Here is a 22487-nt window from a genome sequence, read left to right as displayed (position 1 = left end):
GCTGACGGACAGGCTTAGGCCACGGAGGTTTGGCTCTCGGCAGGCTCGCTGCTCTGGGCGTCGCCATAGACTGGATAGCGCGCGCACAGCGAGGCCACCTTGTCGCGTACGTCGGCTTCCACCGCGTCGGTGCTGCCCTGCTCGGCGAGCACATCGAGGATGTCGCAGATCCAGCCGGCCAACTGTTCGCAATCGGCCTCGACGAAGCCGCGGGTAGTGACCGCCGGCGTGCCGATGCGCAGCCCCGAGGTGACGAACGGGCTCTGCGGATCGTTGGGCACGGCATTCTTGTTGACGGTGATGTGCGCCCGGCCCAGGGCGGCATCCGCATCCTTGCCGGTCACGCCCTGCTTGATCAGCGAGACCAGGAACAGGTGGTCATCGGTGCCGCCGGAGACGACATCGAAGCCACGCTCGACGAAGACCTGCGCCATGGCACGCGCATTGGCAATGACCTGACGCTGGTAGTTGACGAACTCCTGGCTCATGGCCTCCTTGAAGGCCACGGCCTTGGCCGCGATCACGTGCATGAGCGGACCGCCCTGCTGGCCCGGGAACACCGCGCCATTGAGCTTCTTGACCATCGCCTCATCGGCATTCGCCGACAGGATCAGGCCGCCACGCGGGCCGCGCAGCGTCTTGTGGGTAGTGGTGGTCACCACGTGGGCATGCGGCAATGGGCTGGGATAGAGCCCCGCGGCGACCAGCCCGGCGATATGCGCCATGTCGACCATCAGATACGCCCCGACCTCATCGGCGATGGTACGGAAGCGGCGCCAGTCGACCACGCGCGAATAGGCCGAAAAGCCCGCGATGATCATTTTCGGCCGATGCTCGCGTGCCAGGCGCTCGACTTCCTCGTAGTCGATTTCCCCGGTCTCGGGGTTCAGGCCGTACTGCACGGCGTTGTAGTGCTTGCCGGAGAAGTTCGGCGCGGCCCCATGGGTCAGGTGCCCGCCGTGGGCCAGGCTCATGCCCAGTACGGTATCGCCGGGCTTGACCAGGGCCATGAACACGGCCGCGTTGGCCTGGGCGCCGGAGTGTGGCTGGACGTTGGCGTAGTCGGCGCCGAACAGGTCGCAGGCGCGCTCGATGGCCAGCGCCTCGACCTTGTCGACGAATTCACAACCACCATAGTAGCGACGACCGGGATAGCCCTCCGCGTACTTGTTGGTCAGTTGGGTGCCCTGCGCTTCCATGACGAGCCGACTGGCGTAGTTTTCGGAGGCGATCAGTTCGATATGCGATTCCTGGCGCGCCGTTTCTTCAGCGATTGCCGTGGCTAACGCGGCATCGTAGCTGGCTAAGCGGGCCTGGGGGGAAAAACCGTAGTGAAGCATGTCGCCTCCTCGTCATTCATTTGTTGTCCGGTATTGGCCATGTGTAGCGTCGGAGAATCGAATCTGGCCATCTACGAACGCTATCCTGCCGCGATGGTATCGCTGGCCCCGCAGCCCAAGATGCTTAACGACGTCACCGCTCGGTGTATTTGCGACATGCAGGTCGATAAGACGACATAACATCAGGACGACAAATCACTACGTCGTCAATTTATTATCCAATGTCGCCCATGGATAACTCTCCCTCTTGCGCTTGAGCCACGCTTGAAGTCCAAGCGCACGCTTGGCACGGCCGAACACAAGGTGTCAGAGCACCAACCAATCCGACGTGGTCTTTCTCTGCAAATGTGACCATGGCGAAACGCACAAGAGGAATCAGCATGCCAGACAATCGTGGTGTCGTTTATATCGGTCCGGGCAAAGTCGAGGTGCAGGACATTGCTTACCCCAGGATGGAAGCGCCTAACGGCCGTGCCATTGAGCATGGGGTCATTCTGAAAGTCGTTTCCACCAACATCTGTGGCTCCGACCAACACATGGTACGTGGCCGCACCACGGCGCCGTCCGGCATGGTGCTGGGACATGAAATCACCGGTGAAGTGATCGAAAAGGGCAAGGATGTCGAGTTTCTCGATATCGGCGATCTCGTCTCGGTCCCCTTCAACGTCGCCTGCGGACGCTGCCGCACCTGCAAGGAAGGCCACACTGGCGTGTGTCTGCACGTCAACGACGACCGGGCCGGCGGTGCCTACGGCTATGTCGACATGGGCGGCTGGGTCGGTGGTCAGGCACGCTATGTCATGGTGCCGTATGCCGACTTCAACCTGCTCAAGTTCCCCGATCGCGACCAGGCCATGTCCCAGATTCGCGACTTGACCATGCTTAGCGATATCTTACCGACCGGCTTTCATGGCGCGCTCAATGCCAAGGTTGGCGTAGGCTCGACAGTGTATGTGGCGGGTGCCGGCCCGGTAGGCCTGGCCGCTGCGGCTTCGGCCCGTCTGCTGGGCGCCGCCGTGGTCATGATCGGCGACTTCAATCCCCAACGCCTGGAGCATGCCCGCAAGATGGGGTTCGAGCCAGTGGATCTCAGCAAGCACGATCGACTCGGCGAAATGATCGCGGCGATCGTCGGCGAGCCCCAGGTGGACAGCGCCATCGATGCAGTCGGCTTCGAGGCGGTGGGCCATGGCGGCAAGGAACAACCCGCCGTGGTCTTGAACCAGATGATGGAAGTGACCCGGGAAGCCGGTTCCATCGGTATCCCCGGGCTGTACGTCACCGAGGACCCCGGCGCTACCGAAAAAGCGGCACAGACTGGCAACTTGAGCCTACGCTTCGGACTGGGCTGGGCAAAGGCTCACTCCTTCCATACCGGACAGACGCCGGTGGTTCAGTACAACCGTCAGCTAATGCAGGCGATCCTGCACGGACGGCTCAACATCGCCGAGATCGTCAACGCCCAAGTGATATCCCTGGAAGACGCGCCGCAGGGCTATCAGCAGTTCGATTCGGGCGTGGCGAGCAAGTTCGTGCTCGATCCGCACGGCCTGCTGGGTGCGGCGTAACCGGCCAACCCTGGCCGAACGCAAACAGCTTTCAAAAAAGCCGTAGTCAATTCAGCCCTCATGGCGTTAGCCATGAGGGCTGATTGGCTTGCCTAGGCGTTGGACGGGCTGCTCACCAATAGTGCGCGATGCTCGACGAGGGCCCGCTTCACCAACTCATCCAGTTGCGTCTCCACCCCGGCGTCCCGCTCGAGGGCCTCGAACAGGGTGACACGCATGGACGGCGCCCAGAACTTCTTCATGTGCTCGGCAATCTGCCGACGGGCGTGCTCGGGCTGGGGGTCGGTCGCGAAATAGCTGCCAATCTGGTTGGCCATGTCTACCAGTTTGTCGGGGGTCACCGCCTTGCCTCCTCATCAAGAAACTGCGCCCCTCGCCCGGGGGCAACGGGTCCGCCATCCCTGGCGGCGCTCCCTCCCTGCCAACTCGACAAGGCGTCACACGCCCGCATCGCTTTTCGCTACCGGCGCGGCGTCGCTGCCGGCAGGCAGCAAGCCCCATTGGCGTGCCGTGAACGCGTGATGCTCGCGCTGCCAGTCCGACGGCTGCATCACCCTGGCCACCTCGACCGCCGTCACCTTGTACTCCGGACAGTTGGTCGCCCAGTCCGAGTTGTCCGTGGTGATGACGTTGGCCCCCGAGGCGGGATGGTGGAAGGTGGTGTAGACCACGCCCGGCTGGACCCGCTCGGTCACCGCGGCGCGCAGTACCGTCTCGCCGCTGCGGCTGGCGATGGCCACCCAGTCGTCCTCGACGATGCCCCGGCTCTCGGCATCGCTGGGATGGATCTCGAGCCGGTCTTCGGCGTGCCAGTGCACGTTGTCGGTGCGCCGGGTCTGCGCGCCGACGTTGTACTGCGACAGGATGCGCCCGGTGGTGAGCAATAGCGGCCGCTGACGGCTGGTGCGCTCCGGCGTGGGCACGTACGCGGTGAGCATGAAGCGCCCCTGGCCGCGCACGAACGTCTCGCGGTGCATGATCGGCGTGCCCTCGGGCGCGCTGTCGTTGCAGGGCCATTGAATGCTGCCGAGTTCGTCGAGCCGGGCATAGCTGACCCCGGTGAAGGTCGGCGTCAGGCGGGCGATCTCGTCCATGATCTCGCCGGGATGGGCATACGCCATGGGGTATCCCAACGCCTCGGCGAGCGCCACCGTGACTTCCCAGTCGGCCTTGCCCGCCCGCGGGCGCATGACCCGGCGCACCCGCGAGATGCGCCGCTCGGCGTTGGTGAAGGTGCCGTCCTTCTCGAGGAACGACGCGCCGGGCAGGAAGACGTGGGCGTACTTGGCCGTCTCGTTGAGGAACAAATCCTGCACCACCACGCACTGCATGGCCTTGAGCGCCGCCTGGACATGCTGGGTGTTGGGGTCGGACTGCACCGGGTCCTCGCCCTGCAGGTAGAGGCCGTGGAACTGGCCGGCCAGGGCGGCATCCAGCATGTTGGGCACCCGCAGTCCCGGCTCGGGATCGAGCGTCGCCCCCCAGGCCTGCTCGAACGCCTGACGCGTGACGGTGTCCGAGACATGCCGGTAGCCCGGCAACTCGTGGGGGAAGGAGCCCATGTCGCAGGAGCCCTGCACGTTGTTCTGCCCGCGCAGCGGGTTGACGCCGACCCCGGGGCGGCCGAGGTTACCGGTGGCCATGGCCAGGTTGGCGATCGCCATGACGGTGGTCGAGCCCTGGCTGTGTTCGGTCACGCCCAGGCCGTAGTAGATGGCGGCATTGCCGCCGGTGGCATACAGCCGCGCCGCAGCACGCACGGTCTCGGCCGGCACGCCGAGTTCCTGGCTCAGCCGCTCGGGGGCGTTCTCGGGGCGGGCCACGAACGCGCGCCACTGGGCGAAGCTCTCGGGCTCGCAGCGCGCGTTGACGAACGCCTCGTCGACCAGGCCCTCGGTGACGATGACATGCGCCAGGGCATTGAGCAGCGCCACGTTGGTGCCCGGCTTGAGCGTGAGATGATGCGTCGCCGCGATATGCGGGGAGCGCACCAGTTCGATGCGCCGGGGGTCGGCCACGATCAGCTTGGCCCCGTCGCGCAGGCGCTGCTTCATCATCGAGCCGAACACCGGGTGGGCATCGGTGGGATTGGCGCCGATGACGAAGATCACGTCGGCCTGGTGCACCGAGTCGAAATCCTGGGTGCCCGCCGACTCGCCCAGGGTGGCCTTCAGGCCGTAGCCGGTCGGCGAATGGCAGACCCGGGCGCAGGTGTCGACGTTGTTGTTGGCGAAGGCGGTGCGCACCAGTTTCTGCACCAGGTAGGTCTCTTCATTGGTGCAGCGCGAGGAGGTCAGCGCGCCGATGGCGTTGCGGCCGTGCTCGTCCTGCAGGCGCCGGAACTCGCCGGCCGCATAGTCGATCGCCTCTTCCCAGCTCACTTCCTGCCAGGGCTCGTCGATCGAGCGGCGGATCATCGGCGTGGTGATACGATCGGGGTGGGTGGCATAACCCCAGGCGAAGCGCCCCTTGACACAGGAGTGTCCGTGATTGGCCTTGCCATCCTTGTGCGGCACCATGCGCACGACGTCCTCGCCCTGCATCTCGGCGCGGAAGCTGCAGCCGACGCCGCAGTAGGCACAGGTGGTGATCACCGCGCGTTCGGGCTGGCCTTTCTCGACCACCGACTTTTCCATCAGCGTCGCGGTCGGGCAGGCCTGCACGCAGGCGCCGCAGGACACGCACTCCGATTCGGCGAAGCTGTCGTGGGCGCTCGGCGAGACCATCGACGCAAAGCCGCGGCCGTCGATGGTCAGGGCCAGGGTGCCCTGCACTTCGTCACAGGCGCGCACGCAGCGACTGCAGACGATGCACTTCGAGGGGTCGAACTGGAAATAGGGGTTGGAGGTATCCACCTCGGCGGCCAGATGGTTCTCGCCCGGCGCATAGCGCACTTCGCGCAGACCGACCGCGCCGGCCATGTCCTGCAGCTCGCAATTACCGTTGGCCGAACAGGTCAGGCAATCCAGCGGGTGATCGGAGATATACAGCTCCATCACGTTGCGCCGCAGCGTGGCCAGCCTGTCGCTCTGGGTATGCACGACCATGCCCTCGGCGACCGGAGTGGTACACGAGGCGGGAAAGCCGCGGCGGCCCTCGATCTCGACGACACACAGCCGGCAGGAGCCGAAGGCCTCGAGACTGTCGGTGGCGCACAGCTTGGGGATGGCCAGCCCGGCCTCGGCGGCGGCCCGCATCACCGAGGTGCCCTCAGGCACGGTGACCGGCATACCGTTGATCTCGAGCGTCACCGGCGCGCCGCCGTGGGCGGGGGCGGGGGTACCTAAATCGGGTTCGTAGATACTGACCGTCATGATTGACCTCCGTCAGGCGTGGGCGGTTTCGGCCACCAGGCCAAAGTCTGCCGGGAAGTGGTCGAGCGCACTCAATACGGGAAACGGCGTCATGCCGCCCAACGCACACAGCGAGCCATTCAGAAGCGTGTCGCAGAGCTCACGCAGCAGGGCCACCTGGGCGACATCGGCGCCCTTGTCGCGCTCGGCGATGATGCGGTCGAGCAGCTCGACCCCGCGCGTCGAGCCGATGCGGCACGGCGTGCACTTGCCGCACGATTCGACCGCGCAGAAGGCCATGGCGTGACGCGCCATGTGCGCCATGTCGGCGGTGTCGTCGAACACCACGATGCCGCCGTGCCCCACCGTGCCCTGGGCGGCGATGAAGGCTTCGTAGTCCAGCGGGATATCGAACTGGTCGGCAGGCAGGTAGGCGCCGAGCGGTCCGCCGACCTGGACGGCCTTGATCGGCCGGCCGCTGGCCGTGCCGCCGCCGTAGTCGTAGAGCAGTTCCTTGAGACTGACCCCGAAGCCGAGCTCGACCAGCCCGCCCCGGCGGATGTTGCCGGTGAGCTGGATGGGCAGCGTGCCGCGCGAACGGCCCATGCCGTAATCCCGGTAGAACGCCGGGCCCTTGTCGAGAATCGCCGGCACGCTGGCCAGCGAGATGACGTTGTTGACCACGGTGGGTCGCTGGAACAGGCCCTGGATGGCCGGTAGCGGCGGCTTGGCACGCACCTGCCCACGCTTGCCTTCCAGGCTTTCCAGCAGGGCGGTTTCCTCGCCGCAGACGTACGCCCCGGCGGCACGGCGCACCTCGAGATGAAAGCGCTTGCCGCTGCCCCGCAGGTCGTCGCCCAGATAACCCGCTGCCTCGGCACGGGCGATGGCCTCATCGAGGATGGCCTCGGCATGCGGGTATTCCGAGCGCAGGTAGAGGTAGCCCTGCTCGGCGCCCACCGCCAACCCGGCGAGGGTCATGCCCTCGATCAACAGGTACGGATCGCCCTCCATCACCATGCGATCCGAGAACGTGCCGGAATCGCCCTCGTCGGCATTGCAGACGATGTACTTGATGTCGCCCGGTGCCTCCAGCACCGTGTTCCACTTGATGCCGGTGGGAAACGCCGCCCCGCCGCGCCCGCGCAGTCCCGACTCGGTGACGGCGGCGACGATCTCGGCCGGGGTCATCTCGAGCGCCCGGGCCAGGCCGCGGTAGCCCTCGTGGGCCCGATAGTCGTCGAGACTCAGCGGGTCGGTGAGGCCGACGCGCCGAAAGGTCAGGCGCTGCTGGGCCTTGAGATAGGGGATTTCCTCGGTCAGGCCCTGACACAGCGGGTGCGCCCCGCCACGCAGAAAGTCGGCGGCGAAGAGCCCCGGGACAGCGTCCCGGTCGACCGGGCCGTAGGCGACCCGGCCCTGAGGCGTTTGCACCTCGACCAGCGGTTCCAGCCAGTACAGTCCGCGCGAGCCGTTACGGATCAGCTCGACGCGGATCCCGCGTTCGGCCGCCTGGGCCAGGATGGCATTGGCCACCGCCTCGGCGCCGACGGCCAGGGCGCCCGAGTCACGCGGCACATAGACGCTGATCGTCATGCCGCCACCTCCCTGGCCAGGAGCGACGTGAGCTTTGCCGGGCTCATGCGGCCATGGTAGGCATGCGCGATCTCGACATTGGGTGCGCAGGCGCAATTGCCCACGCAGTACACCGGCTCGACGCCGTCGCCGAAGAGCGCCTTGGCGCTCTCCAGCAGCGCTGCCGATCCCATGGACTGGCAGGCCTCGCCCATGCAGACGCGCACCGACGGTCCCGGCACGTAACGAAAGTCGTGATAGAAGCTGATGACCCCATGCACTTCGGCACGCGACAGGTTGAGGCCGTCGGCGATCGGTGTCACCGCATCCTTTGGAATGAAGCCGAAGGATGCCTGGATCTCATGGAGCACGGGCAGCAGCGCCCCGGGGCGATGACGATGCGACTCGACAATGGTTTCCACGAGTGAGTTAGAGCGCTCGATGTTATTAGTATTGGCAGGCATTGCGCTGTTCTCCTTATCATTCTCGCTGGCGTGACGAGAGACATGGGCATGGCACACCAGGAGGATGTGCCATGCCCATGCACGGTCGTTCGAATTTTAAAAATTCCCTAGAAGTCCACTACCAGGTTACCTTTCGGTCGACTGCAGCAAGACAGGATATAGCCTTCTTCGATATCCTCTTCGGTGATGCCCCCGTTGTGATCCATTTCCACTTCACCGGATTTGAGTCCGACTCGACACGTGCCGCATATACCCATGCCACACGCCTTGGGTATATGCAGTCCCAGCTTCGATGCAGCCGCATGCACTGTCTCGCCAGGCTGGATACGTACGCTTTTCCCCGAACCGGCGAATTCGACGCTGATCAGATCTGCGTAATCGATGTCTTCCGCCTCTGCCTCGGCCTGTTCGGCCAACTCAAGCACGTCTTCACGCACATCCAGGGGAGTCGCCCCGAACGATTCTTCGTGATAATGGCTCATGTCGAAGCCATTGCTACGCAGAATATTCTTGATGGCATTCATGTACGGCGTAGGGCCGCAACAGAAAATCTCTCTCTCAAGAAAATCGGGCGCCATCAATTCCAGCATTGGCTGCGTCAGGTAGCCACGGTAACCGGCCCACGCCTCGCCGATGTCCTCTTTGTTTTCGCATACGATATGTAGCTTGAATTCAGGTATGCGCGAAAACATATGCACCAGTTCACGATGATAAATGACATCGCGTGGCGCCCTGGCGCTATGAATGAATTCGACATCGACATTGGCATTGGTGTCGAAAAACCAACGCGTCATCGACATCAATGGCGTGATGCCTACACCACCGGAAAGGAGCAGGACTTTATCGGCAGGAAAATCTATTGAGTTGAAGTTGCCGACTGGCCCGTGCACCACAAGCTCATCGCCAACTTTAAGATTTTCATGCAACCAATTGGATACCTTGCCGCCCGGGATCCGCTTGACGGTGATCGAGAAGCTGTAGGGAATGGATGGCGAACTGGAGATGGTATACGAGCGCATGATCGGCTCGTTCTCGATCTCCAGCTCCAGCGTCACGAACTGCCCCGGTTTGAAAAAGAACAATACAGGCTGCTCTGCCATGAAGCAGAACGTACGTACATCCCAGGTTTCCTGAATCACCTTGACGCAGCGTACCGAGTGGCGACCGTTGGTCCAGGTCTGGGTCGTGACCGGATTGAAGAAGTTCATTGTCATCGTTATCTCTGCCTGGCAGTGCCGTGGCTATGCCTACACCGTCCCGTAATGTTCTCACGGTCCAGCGCCCTCTCATGCTCGCATTCTGGGTACGCGTTGAACGGCCGACTTGTCTGTCAGCGACACGCACATGCCTCCCTCACCCACTACCGGGTAGCACTACGGTCACTAAGTCGCCGTTACGTCACCTGAGGTCGCGAATAGACAATTGACCGGGTTGGGCATGTACCACAATCGGCCAACAAATACAGTCGCCAGATGACGCCATGCGCCAATGCCAGGCCTTGTACGACAACAACATCAACCCTTAACTGCATCGCCGCTCTCGCGGGGAGGCGGCGTTCCAAAAGGATATTTGGTATGGACCTGATAGCTTCTCAAAAATTGGACGATCCCTTGGCCACGGCTCGCGAGGCGACTGCCGACATGCTGCAGAACAGGGCTCGCACCTTTTCTCTTCCCCAACCCTTCTATAACGATGACAGGCTGTTCGCTCTCGACATGCAGGAAATCTTCGAGAAAGAGTGGCTATTTGCCGGTATGACCTGCGAGATTCCCAGCAAGGGAAACTTCATGACGGTGGATATCGGTAGCAATCCGGTCGTCATCGTGCGCGGTGGCGAGGGGCAGATCCATGCCTTCCACAACGTGTGTCGGCATCGCGGTTCGCGACTGTGCGTGAAGGACAAGGGCAAAGTCGCCAAGCTGGTTTGTCCCTACCATCAGTGGACCTACGAACTCGATGGCCGGCTGCTGTTCGCCGGCAGCGACATGGGCGATGACTTCGACCTCGCCAGCTATGGCTTGAAGCCGGTCCATGTTCGGACGGCCGGCGGCTTCATCTTCATCAACCTGAGCGACGCTCCGCCCGCGATCGACGACTTTCTGGTAACGCTGGAGCATTACCTCGAGCCGTATCAGATGGACAACGTCAAGGTTGCCGTGGAATCGAGCATCGTCGAGCAGGCCAACTGGAAACTGGTCATCGAGAACAACCGCGAGTGCTATCACTGTAACGGCGCCCATCCGGAACTGCTCAACTCGCTGCAGGAATTCGACGACACCGAAGATCCACGCGCCACGCCGGTCTACAAGTCGCTGGTCGCCCGCAAGCAGTCGGACTGGGATAACGAGCAGGTGCCCTGGCAGTTGAAGCGCTTCGGCAAGCGCAACCGCCTGACGCGCACCCCGCTGTTGGACGGCATCGTATCGATGACCATGGATGGCAAGCCGGGCTGCAAGAAGCTGATGGGGCGCTTGACGAGCCCGGACATGGGCTCGCTGCGCATCCTGCACCTGCCCAATTCCTGGAACCACTTCATGGGCGATCATGCCATTGTGTTCCGCGTGCTGCCGCTGGGTCCGCAGCAGACGATGGTCACTACCAAGTGGCTGGTACACAAGGATGCCGTCGAGGGCGTCGACTACGATCCCGAGCAGCTTCGCCGGGTGTGGGACGCCACTAACGATCAGGACCGGCAACTGGCCGAAGAGAACCAGCGCGGCATCAACTCGAAGGCCTACCAACCCGGCCCCTACTCCACGACCTATGAATTCGGCGTCATCGATTTCATCGATTGGTACGCTGAACGCATGCTGGAAAACCTGGAACAGGACACGCCGACCCTGCATCTGGCAAAAGGCTGAGATTCTCTCTCGCCCCTTACCTGGCCCACCTTTGTGGGCCAGGCTTTTTAGGCGGAAGCTGTTGTTAACAACCGGCGAGCGAAGGTCAGCGTAACTCGGGGAGCAAAAAGCGCTCGATAGCCTGTCGTACCGACGGCAGCATGATATCGCTCCGCTCCATCAGGTCGTGGACCAACGCCTCCAATCCCGGCACGCCGCTCTCGAGATACTTGCGACGCGCCATGCGTGCACAAGTATCAGGACAGGCGTCCTCGGGAATGCGAATACCCAGCGCCACCAGGCGCGCCCGGAAATCGTCACCATCGATCAATTCGACAATCATCATGGTCGGATCCTCTTGTTATTGTCGCCGTTTGGCTGCCATTGCCGAAGTTTAACGACAATCTCGCGGCAGTGCGTGCTGCGGCGCGCCGGTAACTACGTCGATGTCGGTTTCAAACAACCACAGCATGCCGTCCCACCCAAGAATGCAATGCAGCTGCACTTGCCGCAATGGCGTGTCGCTTGCACAACAACAAAGAGGACAACTTATGGACCATGAAGATCCAGTCCTGGCTCCTGGCCAGGACAACAAGCAAGTCATGGGGCTGGACTTTCATAACCCCGTCTTCCCGCTTTCCGCTGTCGCCATCCTGCTGTTCATCGTCTATGCCCTGGTCTATCCCGATGCCGCCAGCGTTCAATTGGGACTGGCCAAGACCTGGTCGATCGAAAACTTCGATTGGCTATTCATGATTGCCGGTAACATCTTCGTGGTGTTCTGCATCGCATTGATCTGCCTACCGGTAGGGAATATCCGCCTGGGCGGCAAGGATGCCAAGCCGGAATTTTCCCGCATGTCCTGGTTCGCCATGCTGTTCGCGGCGGGTATGGGCATCGGATTGATGTTCTGGAGCGTTGCCGAGCCGGTCGCCTATTACACCGACTGGTACGGCACCCCCTTGAACATCCCCGCCGGTACGCCGGAAGGCGCCAGCGCGGCCATGGGGGCAACGATGTTCCACTGGGGACTGCACCCTTGGGCCATTTATGCCGTGGTGGGACTGTCGCTGGCGTTCTTCGCCTATAACAAGGGATTGCCATTGACGCTTCGCTCGGCGTTCTACCCTCTGCTCGGCGAGCGTACCCGCGGCTGGGCAGGCCATATCGTCGATATTCTTGCCGTCCTGGCGACCATCTTCGGTCTGGCCACCTCGCTCGGCTTTGGTGCCTCCCAAGCGGCAGGCGGCCTGGCCTATCTTTTCGATGTGCCCAATACCATCGGCACGCAACTGGCCATCATCGTTGTCGTGACCGTCATTGCCCTGGTCTCGGTGTGGCGAGGCATCGATGGTGGGGTCAAGCTGTTCTCGAACATCAACATGGTGATCGCCGCAGCGCTACTGCTCTTCGTGGTCATAGCCGGCCCCACCCTGGCGATCATTGCGGGGATTGGCACCACTACAATGGACTACCTAAGCCACCTGTTGCCTCTGTCGAATTGGGTCGGGCGCGATGACGACACGTGGTATCACGGCTGGACGATCTTCTACTGGGCATGGTGGATCTCCTGGTCACCGTTCGTCGGCATGTTCATCGCTCGTGTATCGCGAGGCCGTACGGTGCGCGAGTTTTTGATCGCCGTACTGCTGGTACCGACGCTGGTCACCCTGGTATGGATGAGTACCTTCGGCGGTACCGCGCTATATCAGGCAGCCAACGGTGTCGGTGAACTGTCCAATGGCATCGGCGACGTCTCGCTGGCGATGTTCCATATGCTCGAACAGCTGCCGCTCACCAGCCTGACCTCGACGCTGGCCATCATTCTGGTCCTGGTGTTCTTCATCACCTCGTCGGATTCCGGCTCGCTGGTCATCGATAACATCACCGCCGGCGGCAAGACGGATGCACCCAAGAGTCAGCGCGTATTCTGGGCCACACTGGAAGGCGCTATTGCCGGCGTTCTGCTGTATGGCGGCGGCAGCACCGCCTTGGGCGCACTTCAGGCCGGTGCAGTGGCCACGGGGTTGCCTTTCACCCTAGTGCTGCTGTTGATGTGCTTCAGCCTCTACATGGGGCTTCACAAGGAACACCGGCTACGTGCGACAACGTCGAAGCCCGCTTCTCTGTAAACATTCCCGTAACTTCGAAGGTAAGTAGTAACTAAATAAGGGATCGCCACTCAGGCGATCCCTTATGTCTTGAACAGACCTGTAAGAAGAGTCAATGCAATGCGACAGAACTCCTATCGGCGTGGCCTCGCCATGGTCTTTACCGGGATCGTCTTCCTCAGCTTCGACAGCCTGTTGATACGCCTCGCCGGCACGGAGGGTTGGAACATTGTGTTTTGGCGGGGCCTATTCATGTTCTGCGCGCTTGGGCTGGCAAGTTGTTTTGGCAACAGGCTGGCCACGCTGCGAACAAATGCCAAGGCCTCGCTGGCTTGCGCAGTGCTGCTCGGCCTGATTTCCAGTCTTTTCGTGCTCGCCGTCATGAACGCCAACGTGGCCAACGTTGTCGTCATCTTAAGCTCAGCCCCCTTGTTTGCTGCCCTGTTCTCACGCGCGTTCCTGCATGAGCAGATACCCTTGCGCACCATGCTGGTGATCGGCGTGTGCATGTTTGGCATGACGCTGGTATTCGTGGGCTCGGAAACCGGGGGTATGTTGGTGGGTAACCTCTATGCCCTGGCAGCCGCCGCCGCCGTTGGGGGCAACCTGACCCTGCTGCGTCGCTATCCTTCGATAGACCGCATCCCGGTCATTGCAGGGGGTGGGTTCCTGTCTGCAGCGATCGCATTGCCCATGGCCCATCCCATGGCACTCAGCGGCCACAGCTATAGCGTACTGGCCCTCATGGGATTGCTGCAGATGCCGCTGGCGACCGTGCTCATCAACAATGCGACTCGCTACCTGCCCTCAGCCGAGGTGGCGCTGTTCTATCTCGTCGAGACCGTCCTTGGCACGCTCTGGGTCTGGTGGCTCCTGGGAGAGTCGCCCACGGCATTCAGCATGCTCGGAGGTAGCATGATCATCATGGCATTGCTGGTCCATGCGTGGCTGGGATTGCGCAGGGAAAGCAACAGCGCACTGCATTGTGAAGGCAGTATTCAATGAAAAAAACCCCACCTGTAACCAAGTGGGGCATGATCCTTCATTCCTTGGCCAGGGCCGACGCCATCAACGCAGCACGCCCTCTTCCTTGAGCAGGGCGAATATCGCTTCGGCCCCCTGCTCCGGGGATACATCGCTGAGCAGCTGTCCGCCACCGCTTTCCGCCTTGGCCGCTGCCGCCTTGAAGCGATCACGGGCCGAGGAGGATTTGACGATCTTGAGCCGCTTGGGCCGCTTGCGTGCCGGTTGTACTTGCCACTTGGCCTGTAACTCATCCATCACGCTGGCACAGGCATACGTATCGAACTCACCGCGTCGTGCCGGACCGAACGCGCTTTGGCGCGCGGCCGGTGCGCTGCTATCCACCGTAGCGATGGCCGGCAAGCGGACACGCAAGCGACGGCGTTTGCCTCGCGGCAATGCCTGCAGCACCGTGGCCACACCCTGCTCGATGCTTTCCACTGCGGCCAGTCCGCTGATCACCGGCCATCCCAGCGCCTCGGATAGAAGATACGGCACCAGACCCGAGCCTTCCCCCGTCTCGGCACGCGTACCCGTGAGCACCAGTTGCGGCGCCATGTCTCGCAGTGAAGTGACCAAGGCCGGAACGACATCAGCTCCTGACGCCTGCTTGATCAGGTTCACCTCGCCAATGCCCATGCCGAGATAGCTGCGTAGGGCCGCTTCGTTGTCAGAGTCATCGACGCTGGCGTGGACCAGGCGGACGGCCGCGCCACTCAGGGTCAGCGCCATTTCCACCGCCCGGGCATCCTGATCGGCGCGCCGTGCACGCGCCGTCAACGGATGGCGCCCCACCGATACCAGGACGGCAACGTTGAGCCCAGCATTGTCCGATGACTTGGCGTTATGCGGCATCGCGATTCTCCTGCTGTTGTTCTCGATAACGCTCGATGCGTGCCACTAGGGCGGCAAGAATTTCACCGGCATCGCCAATTACGGCGAGATCGGCGCGCTTGACCATGTCACAGCCTTCATTGAGGTTGATGGCCACGACCTTGTCACAGCTCTGGATACCCTGAAGATGCTGTATGGCGCCGGAGATGCCCACCGCCACGTAGACTCGCGCGGAAACCCAAGTGCCGGTGGCGCCGACCTGGCGATCCCGCGGCATGAAGCCGTCATCGACCGCCACCCGCGACGCGCCCTCGGTCGCGCCGAGTACTTGGGCGGCGTGATGATAGCCATCCCAATCCTTGACGCCATTGCCGGCTGACAGGATGAATTCCGCCTCGGCCAGCGCCACACTGGCCGGATCGACGGCGACTTCGCCCATGTCCTCGATACGACCGAGCACCTCGGGCAGCGCCTGGGTCAGCTCGACCGGCTGGGCGGCATGGCGCGTCTCGCTGACCGGTTCGGCACACTCCGCCAGCGCCAGAGCCACGCGAGGCATGGCGCGTGTAATGTCGCTCGTGCCTGCGGCACCGCGCGCCGTACAGCGCCATCCGGTGTCGCTATCGGCATCTGCCTCGACCTGCCAGACCTGGGTCGCCGGACGTTCGCCCAGCCGCACGGCCAGCCGCCGGCCCAGTTCGGCCCCGCCGAGCGGGGAATCGGGCAGCAGCCAATAGCGCGGCGCCAGCTCGCGTTCGACACTCTGTAGCGCGGCAATGCGCACTTCCGGCAGGTAGCCCGAGAACTCCTCGCCATCCATATGCAGCAAGCGGTCGACACCGGCCTCGCCGAAAACGCTTTCCTTGTGCTCTCCGAATATGACCGCCAGCACCGCGCCGGGCCGCTCAGCGTCGGCATCGGCCAGTTGGCGTGCCAGCCCCAGCAAGTCACGGTCATGCGACGACAACCGCCCCCCCGGTAGGTCGGGTACCACGGCGACCATAAACGCCGGTGTCTCGATCTCGACGCGGCGGCGCGTGTCCTTGGGCTGTGCCTGGCGGCTGCCGGGCTGGTTCGCGGCCTGTTGCGCGCCACTGCGATCGATGCGCTTGATGCCGTTGGGGCCGATGAAACCCACGGCATGCGGATTGCGGCGTGTCAGTCCGTTGGGCCCCATCCATTCGCTGGGCGAAGCGCCGCCGCCCAGTTCCGCGAGCACCTCGAGATGCTCGGGATGCAGGCGATTGCGTGCGATCCATTCCTTGCGCGGATCGCGGCGAATGATATCGCTCATAGCGTCACCTCCTCCGCAGTGCGGCGTGTCCGCCCAGCCGTATCGTCCCGAGACGCCTTCTCCGTCGACACCTCGACAACCAATGCATCGGCGACCAGCTCGGCGATATCCTTGATTTCGGCTCTGGGCTCCACTACGCCTTCGAGCATCGCCGTGCATTGCGGGCAGCCCACGGCAACCAGTTCGGCGCCGGTCTCGCGCACGTCGTTCATGCGCATATCGGGAATGCGCTGCTTGCCGGGAATATCAGTGATGGGTGCGCCGCCGCCGCCGCCGCAACAGCGCGAGCGATAACCCGAGCGAGCCATTTCCTCGACCTCGATACCGAGCGCCTTGAGCACCGAGCGCGGCGCTTCGTATTCGCCGTTGTAGCGGCCCAGGTAGCACGGGTCGTGATAGGTCACGGTGCCGCCCTTCCAGGCTTTCAGTGACAGCTTGCCGTTCTCGAGCAGGCGATTGAGATAGGTGCTGTGGTGGAACACTTCATAATGTCCGCCCAGCTCGCCATACTCATTCTTGAGCACATGGAAACTGTGTGGATCACAGGTGACGATGTGCGCAAAGCGGTACTGCTCCAGCGTCACGATGTTGCGCTTGGCCAGCGACTGGAAGGTCGCCTCGTCGCCCAGGCGACGCGCCACGTCACCGCTATCGCGCTCCTCGTTGCCAAGCACGGCGAAGTCGACCTGGGCGGCACGCAATACCGATACCAGCGCGCGCAGCGTTCTCTGGTTGCGCATGTCGAAGACGCCGTCACCCAGCCACAGCAGTACCTCGGCTTCTTGCTTGTCGGCCATGAGCGGCAGGTTGAGATCCGCCGCCCAGTGCATGCGCGAGCCGGGATCGAAGCCGCCGGGGTTGTCGGTCGCGATCAGGTTGTCGAGCACCTCGGCGCCCTTGTTGGGGGTATTGCCGTGCTCGAGCGTCAGGAACCGGCGCATGTCCACGATGGCATCGACATGCTCGATCATCATCGGGCACTCTTCGACGCAGGCGCGGCACGTCGTGCACGACCACAGCGTCTCGGCGTCGACCAGCGCCGTCCCCTGTCGCGCCACGATCGGCCCGTGCGGCTCGCCGGCGTGCTCGCCTACCGGCTTGCCTGGGTAGGGAGAGCCCGCGTAGTGGGCATCGCTGCCACCGGCCATGCCGACGACCATGTCCTGAATCAGTTTCTTGGGGTTGAGTGGCTGCCCGGCAGCGAACGCTGGGCACGCCGCCTCGCAGCGGCCACACTGCACACAGGCGTCGAAGCCGAGCAGCTGGTTCCAGGTGAAGTCGGCGGGCTTCTCGACGCCCAGCTTTGCCGAGGTGTCTTCCAGACGCAGTGCCTTGAGCCCGGTGGAACGTCCCTCGCCGCCCTGCTTGTCCGAAAAACGCTCGGGACGACGATGAAAGGCCAGGTGCAGGGCACCGGCGAAGGCGTGCTTCATCGGCCCGCCCCAGGTCATGCCGAAGAACAGCTCGGCCAGGCCCCAGGCCACCACAGCGGCCAGCACTACAGCCAGAACCCACGAACCGGCGTCTTCCGGCAGTATGCCGGCCGTCGGCAGCGTGACCAGGAACACGCCCAGCGAAAAGGCGATCAGGCTCTTGGGCAGACGCATCCAGGGGCCTTTCGACAGCCGCGGCGGGGGATTGCGGCGGCGTTTGGCGACGAACAGACTCCCGACGAACATGCAGGTCGTGGCGGCCAGCAGCGCCCAGGCCAGAATCGTGCTTTCCAGTCCGAAGCCATGCACGACGATGGCCAGTAGGGCGGCCAGCACAAAGCCGCCGGCCGTGGCGACGTGAGTGTTGGACATCGCCTTGTCACGCGCGACGACATGGTGCAGATCGACCAGATAGCGCCGTGGCATCGCGGCCAGGCCCTGCATGAGCGGGACCGGCGAGGGCCGCCCCTGGCGCCACAGGCGAACACGGCGCACGGCGCCGATCGCCGCCAGTGCTAGGGCGGAAAAGAAGAGTATTGGCAGGAGGGTATCGAGCATGATGCTCACCTCGTCTCAGGAGCAACCGTTGGCTTTGGCATCGGGGCTGTCCCGGTGGCAGGCCTCTGCGAGGGCGCTGTGAACCCATCCCTGGGCGCTACATTTGCCATCCATGGCAAATGACCCTCGCTGCGACCTGCCCCCGGCGCCCTCATCGTGCAGCTATCGCTCAGTCAGAAGTCTTTGCATAACCGCAGGGCGTCATAGATCGCTGCATGGGTATTGCGTGGCGCCGTGCAGTCGCCCAGCCGGAACAGCAGGAAGCCTTCGCCGCTCTCGGACAGGCATGGCTGCGGCTCGATCGCGTAGAGCGCTTCGATATCGATCTGCCCCTTGTTGCGCGACTGCCCCTTGAGGGCGTAATACAACGCCTCGTCGGGGCGCACGCCATTCTCGACGACGATCTGGTCGACGACGCGCTCTTCCTGGGCACCGGTGTACTCGTTCTCCAGCACTGCCACCAGCGAGCCGCCCTCGCGATACACCTTGTGCAGCGCCAGATCGGAGGTCATGATCACCTCCTTCTCATAGAGGCTGCGGTAATAGGTCGGGAACGTGGTGCCACCCACCGCCGCGCCGGGCTTGATGTCGTCGGTGACGATTTCGACCTTGGCGCCCTTGTCGGCCAGGTAATCGGCCGCCGACACACCGGCGAACTCGCAGATGGTGTCGTAGATCAGCACGTTCTTGCCCGGCTCCACGGCGCCACTGAGGATGTCCCAGGTGCTGACCACCAGGCTCTCCTCGCGCGATTCGGCATACCCCCATTCGGGCACCTGCGACAGGAACGGCTGGCCGCCGGTCGCCAGGATCACGATATCCGGGCGCAGGTCGGCGATCGTCGCGTCGTCGGCACGGGTGCCCAGCCGCTGATCGACACCGAGACGTGCCAGCTCCAGCTGATACCAGCGGGTAATCCCGGCAATCTGGTCACGCTGCGGTGCCTTCGAGGCCAGAGTGATCTGGCCACCGAGCTGCTCGGCCGCTTCGAACAGGGTGACGTCGTGGCCGCGTTCGGCGCTGACGCGCGCCGCCTCCATCCCGCCGGGGCCGCCACCGACCACGATCACCTTGCGCTTGGGCCCTTCGCTCTTCTCGATGATGTGCGGTACACCCATGTACTCGCGCGAGGTCGCTGCGTTCTGGATGCACAGCACGTCGAGCCCTTGGTACTGACGGTCGATGCAGTAGTTGGCCCCCACGCACTGCTTGATCTGGTCGACCTGATCCATCTTGATCTTGGCAATGAAGTGCGGATCGGCGATATGCGCGCGGGTCATGCCCACCAGATCGACGTAGCCACCCTCGAGAATGCGTTGCGCCTGGTTGGGATCCTTGATGTTCTGGGCATGGATCACCGGTACGCTGACCACTTCCTTGATTCCCGCCGCCAGGTGCAGGAAGGGCTCCGGCGGATAGGCCATGTTGGGAATCACGTTGGCCAGCGTATTGTGCGTATCGCAGCCCGAGCCGACCACGCCGAAGAAATCGACCATCCCGGTCGCATCGTAGTAGGCGGCAATCTGCTTCATGTCGTCGTGGGTCAGGCCATCGGGATGGAATTCATCGCCGGTGATGCGCATGCCGACCACGAAGTCGTCGCCAACCTCGGCGCGCACCGCCTTGAGTACTTCCATGCCGAAACGCATGCGGTTCTCGAAGCTGCCGCCCCATTCGTCGGTCCGCTTGTTGACGCGCGGGCTCCAGAACTGGTCGATCAGGTGCTGGTGCACGGCGGACAGCTCGACGCCATCCAGCCCGCCTTCCTTGGCGCGTCGCGCTGCCTGGGCAAAGTCGCCAACGATGCGCCAGATGTCCTCTTCCTCGATGGTCTTGCAGGTCGAGCGGTGTACCGGCTCGCGGATGCCCGACGGCGACACCAGGGTCGACCAGTTGAAGCCATCCCAGCGTGAACGGCGACCCATATGGGTGATCTGGATCATGATCTTGCCGCCGTGCTTGTGTACCGCATCGGCAAGATTCTGGAAATGCGGAATGATGCGATCGGTCGACAGGTTGACCGAACTCCACCAGGCCTGCGGGCTATCGATGGAAACGATCGACGAGCCGCCGCAGATGCACAGACCGCAGCCGCCCTTGGCCTTCTCCTCGTAATACTTGACGTAGCGCTCGGTGGTCATGCCGCCATCGGTGGCATAGACCTCGGCGTGTGCGGTGCTGACCACGCGGTTGCGGATGGTCTGGTTGCCGATCTGGATCGGCTGAAACAATGCCTCGAAAGCCATCTCGACAGTCCTCAGTTCGCGGGCGTGACAACAAACAGGCCATGATCGTGGCCTTCTTCGGCGGCGCTCTGGACCTGCTCGGCGACGGTGCGCAATTCGCTACCCCGCGCACTGAGGATCTGGTCCATGGCGCCCGCGAACCAGCCGGTGAACATGTACTCTACCTTCCTGTCGACTTTACCCAGTTGATAGACGAAGGCGCTGTGCTCCAGGCGCACCTGCGCCGTTCCCGCCTCCAGGTCGATCTGTTCGGTGATGAACCGGCCCCAGCCACGCTGTGACAGGCGCGTCATGTAGTGCTCGAACACCTCCACGCCACTCAGGCCGTGCAGTTCGGCTTCTTTCTCGCACCAGTGCCAGGCGCTTTTGTAACCTGCGGCATAAAGGATCTCGGCGTACTTTTCGGCACCCAGCGCCTCTTCCACGGCGACGTGATTGTTGATGAAGAAGTGGCGCGGCACATAGAGCATCGGCAACGCGTCGGTGGTCCATACGCCGGTTTCCGAGTCCACTTCGATAGGCAGTTCGGGGGCCATCTTGGTCACGGTCTAACTCCTCGAAATAACATTGTTCTTGGTAGCCGCCATTGGCTTGGCAGTTCGGGGCTGTTCCGGCGACAGGCCTACGCGAAGGCGCTGTGAACCCATCCTTGGGCGCTACATTTGCCATCCATGGCAAATGACCTTCGCTTCGACCTGTCACCAACGCCCCGGTATTGGTCTCTGCTCAATCAGGCACCCCATACCTCTCTCAAGATACGCACCCAGTTCTCGCCCATGATCTTGCGCACCTGGGTCTCGGAGAGGCCGCGCTTGAGCAATGCTTCGGTCAGGTTGGGGAACTCGCCAATGGTGCGAATACCCAGCGGGTTGACGATCTTGCCGAAATTGGTGAGACGACGGGCATAGCCCTTGTCGTGGGTCAGCCACTCGAAGAAGTCATGGCCATGCCCTTGCGTGAAGTCGGTACCGATACCGATGGCATCCTCACCGACGATGTTCATTACGTACTCGATGGCTTCGCAATAATCGTCGATGGTCGAATCGATACCCTTCTTGAGGAATGGCGCGAACATGGTCACGCCGACGAAGCCGCCATGATCGGCAATGAACTTGAGTTCCTCGTCGGACTTGTTGCGCGGGTGCTCCTTGAGACCGGAGGGCAGGCAGTGCGAGTAGCAGACCGGCTTTTGCGATTCGAGAATGACTTCCTCGGAGGTCTTGGCACCGACATGCGACAGGTCGCACATGATGCCCACGCGATTCATCTCGGCGACGATCTCGCGACCGAAGCCGGACAGCCCGCCGTCGCGCTCGTAGCAGCCGGTGCCGACCAGATTCTGGGTGTTGTAGCACATCTGCACGATGCCCACGCCGAGCTGCTTGAAGACCTCGACGTAGCCAATCTGGTCCTCGAAGGCATGGGCGTTCTGGAAACCGTAAATGATCCCGGTCTTGCCCTCTTCCTTGGCACGCGTGATGTCAGCCGTGGTGCGTACCGGGCGCACCAGATCGCTGCACTCGGCCATCAGCTTGTTGGAGGCCACGATATTGTCGACCGTAGCCTGAAACCCTTCCCACACCGACACGGTGCAATTGGCGGCGGTCAGCCCCCCCTTGCGCATATCCTCGAGCAGTTCACGGTTCCATTTGGCAATGATCAGGCCATCGATGACGATGGCGTCGTCGTGCAGTTCGGCAGGGGTCATGGCTACGCTCCAAGCGGTGACTTATGCGGGGAGCATAGCCCTGCCTCGCTATCGATCGGCGCTTGGAAGCGACGGTAAAAATCTCAAAAGCGTCATTGTTTCGTAAACGCGACGAACGTGTACTGCACGGCAGAATTCAGTAGTGCGCGCAAGAAAAGCGCGACAGAAGAGAGAAGGTCGAAAAAGCCGAGCTGCCCATG

Annotated in this window: 17 protein-coding genes; 4 read left to right on the top strand and 13 right to left on the bottom strand. The window is 62.8% G+C overall.

The annotated features are described in order from the left end of the window. Nucleotides 1–14: 14 nt before the first annotated feature. Nucleotides 15–1340 carry a serine hydroxymethyltransferase gene (glyA, locus tag MHM84_RS08210; RefSeq protein WP_239264703.1) on the bottom strand — a complete coding sequence of 442 codons (1326 nt, stop codon included), beginning with the start codon at nucleotides 1338–1340 and terminating at the stop codon, nucleotides 15–17. A gap of 380 nt (nucleotides 1341–1720) precedes the next feature. Here glyA and fdhA point away from each other — a divergent pair, with 380 nt between their 5' ends. After that, the gene (gene fdhA / locus MHM84_RS08205; RefSeq protein WP_239264699.1) at nucleotides 1721–2908 is read left to right on the top strand and encodes a formaldehyde dehydrogenase, glutathione-independent; all 1188 of its coding nucleotides are present in this window, start codon (nucleotides 1721–1723) and stop codon (nucleotides 2906–2908) included. A gap of 92 nt (nucleotides 2909–3000) precedes the next feature. Here the strand turns inward: fdhA and MHM84_RS08200 are convergent, their stop codons facing one another. From MHM84_RS08200 to MHM84_RS08180, 5 genes are all read right to left on the bottom strand, one after another. Continuing rightward, nucleotides 3001–3249: a formate dehydrogenase subunit delta gene (locus MHM84_RS08200; RefSeq protein ID WP_239264696.1), complete on the bottom strand. Its 249-nt coding sequence runs from the start codon at nucleotides 3247–3249 to the stop codon at nucleotides 3001–3003. 96 nt (nucleotides 3250–3345) lie between these two features. Then, the gene (fdhF, locus tag MHM84_RS08195; protein WP_239264692.1) at nucleotides 3346–6222 is read right to left on the bottom strand and encodes a formate dehydrogenase subunit alpha; all 2877 of its coding nucleotides are present in this window, start codon (nucleotides 6220–6222) and stop codon (nucleotides 3346–3348) included. Between the two features lie 12 nt (nucleotides 6223–6234). Continuing rightward, complete coding sequence (locus MHM84_RS08190) at nucleotides 6235–7797, bottom strand: formate dehydrogenase beta subunit (protein ID WP_239264689.1); 1563 nt, start codon at nucleotides 7795–7797, stop codon at nucleotides 6235–6237. After that, complete coding sequence (locus MHM84_RS08185) at nucleotides 7794–8240, bottom strand: NAD(P)H-dependent oxidoreductase subunit E (RefSeq protein WP_239264686.1); 447 nt, start codon at nucleotides 8238–8240, stop codon at nucleotides 7794–7796. Before MHM84_RS08185 ends, MHM84_RS08190 begins: the two co-directional genes overlap by 4 nt. A 107-nt stretch (nucleotides 8241–8347) precedes the next feature. After that, nucleotides 8348–9454: a hybrid-cluster NAD(P)-dependent oxidoreductase gene (locus MHM84_RS08180; RefSeq protein ID WP_239264684.1), complete on the bottom strand. Its 1107-nt coding sequence runs from the start codon at nucleotides 9452–9454 to the stop codon at nucleotides 8348–8350. Nucleotides 9455–9814: 360 nt separating this feature from the next. Here MHM84_RS08180 and MHM84_RS08175 point away from each other — a divergent pair, with 360 nt between their 5' ends. Beyond that, nucleotides 9815–11101, top strand: coding sequence for an aromatic ring-hydroxylating dioxygenase subunit alpha (locus MHM84_RS08175; protein WP_239264681.1), 1287 nt, complete (start codon nucleotides 9815–9817; stop codon nucleotides 11099–11101). Nucleotides 11102–11186: 85 nt separating this feature from the next. On the opposite strand, the gene MHM84_RS08170 is transcribed toward MHM84_RS08175, so the two are convergent. Beyond that, a complete protein-coding gene (locus tag MHM84_RS08170) occupies nucleotides 11187–11426 on the bottom strand; it encodes a hypothetical protein (protein ID WP_239264678.1) in 240 nt (79 codons plus the stop codon). Between the two features lie 205 nt (nucleotides 11427–11631). Between MHM84_RS08170 and MHM84_RS08165 the strand changes: the two genes are divergently transcribed. Next, complete coding sequence (locus MHM84_RS08165) at nucleotides 11632–13212, top strand: BCCT family transporter (RefSeq protein WP_239264676.1); 1581 nt, start codon at nucleotides 11632–11634, stop codon at nucleotides 13210–13212. Between the two features lie 99 nt (nucleotides 13213–13311). Continuing rightward, the gene (locus tag MHM84_RS08160) at nucleotides 13312–14196 is read left to right on the top strand and encodes a DMT family transporter (protein ID WP_239264674.1); all 885 of its coding nucleotides are present in this window, start codon (nucleotides 13312–13314) and stop codon (nucleotides 14194–14196) included. A 63-nt stretch (nucleotides 14197–14259) separates the two neighbouring features. Here MHM84_RS08160 and MHM84_RS08155 read toward each other — a convergent pair whose 3' ends face one another. From MHM84_RS08155 to MHM84_RS08130, 6 genes are all read right to left on the bottom strand, one after another. Beyond that, on the bottom strand, nucleotides 14260–15069 hold the full coding sequence (locus tag MHM84_RS08155; protein ID WP_239264671.1) for an electron transfer flavoprotein subunit beta: 810 nt from the start codon (nucleotides 15067–15069) through the stop codon (nucleotides 14260–14262). Beyond that, nucleotides 15059–16342, bottom strand: coding sequence for an electron transfer flavoprotein subunit alpha/FixB family protein (locus tag MHM84_RS08150; protein WP_239264669.1), 1284 nt, complete (start codon nucleotides 16340–16342; stop codon nucleotides 15059–15061). Before MHM84_RS08150 ends, MHM84_RS08155 begins: the two co-directional genes overlap by 11 nt. Then, nucleotides 16339–18333 carry a (Fe-S)-binding protein gene (locus MHM84_RS08145; RefSeq protein ID WP_239264666.1) on the bottom strand — a complete coding sequence of 665 codons (1995 nt, stop codon included), beginning with the start codon at nucleotides 18331–18333 and terminating at the stop codon, nucleotides 16339–16341. Before MHM84_RS08145 ends, MHM84_RS08150 begins: the two co-directional genes overlap by 4 nt. 173 nt (nucleotides 18334–18506) lie before the next feature. Then, nucleotides 18507–20579, bottom strand: a complete 2073-nt coding sequence (dgcA, locus tag MHM84_RS08140) for a dimethylglycine demethylation protein DgcA (RefSeq protein ID WP_239264664.1) — start codon at nucleotides 20577–20579, stop codon at nucleotides 18507–18509. An 11-nt stretch (nucleotides 20580–20590) separates the two neighbouring features. Then, a complete protein-coding gene (locus MHM84_RS08135) occupies nucleotides 20591–21124 on the bottom strand; it encodes a 4-vinyl reductase (RefSeq protein WP_239264661.1) in 534 nt (177 codons plus the stop codon). Between the two features lie 185 nt (nucleotides 21125–21309). Then, complete coding sequence (locus MHM84_RS08130) at nucleotides 21310–22287, bottom strand: dipeptidase (RefSeq protein WP_239264658.1); 978 nt, start codon at nucleotides 22285–22287, stop codon at nucleotides 21310–21312. Nucleotides 22288–22487 lie beyond the last annotated feature (200 nt).

The organism is Halomonas sp. McH1-25 (assembly GCF_022348165.1).
In the GTDB taxonomy this organism is placed as follows: Bacteria; Pseudomonadota; Gammaproteobacteria; order Pseudomonadales; family Halomonadaceae; genus Modicisalibacter.
Note: the sequence above shows the minus strand (reverse complement) of the source record. Positions and strands in the feature narration are given on the sequence as shown.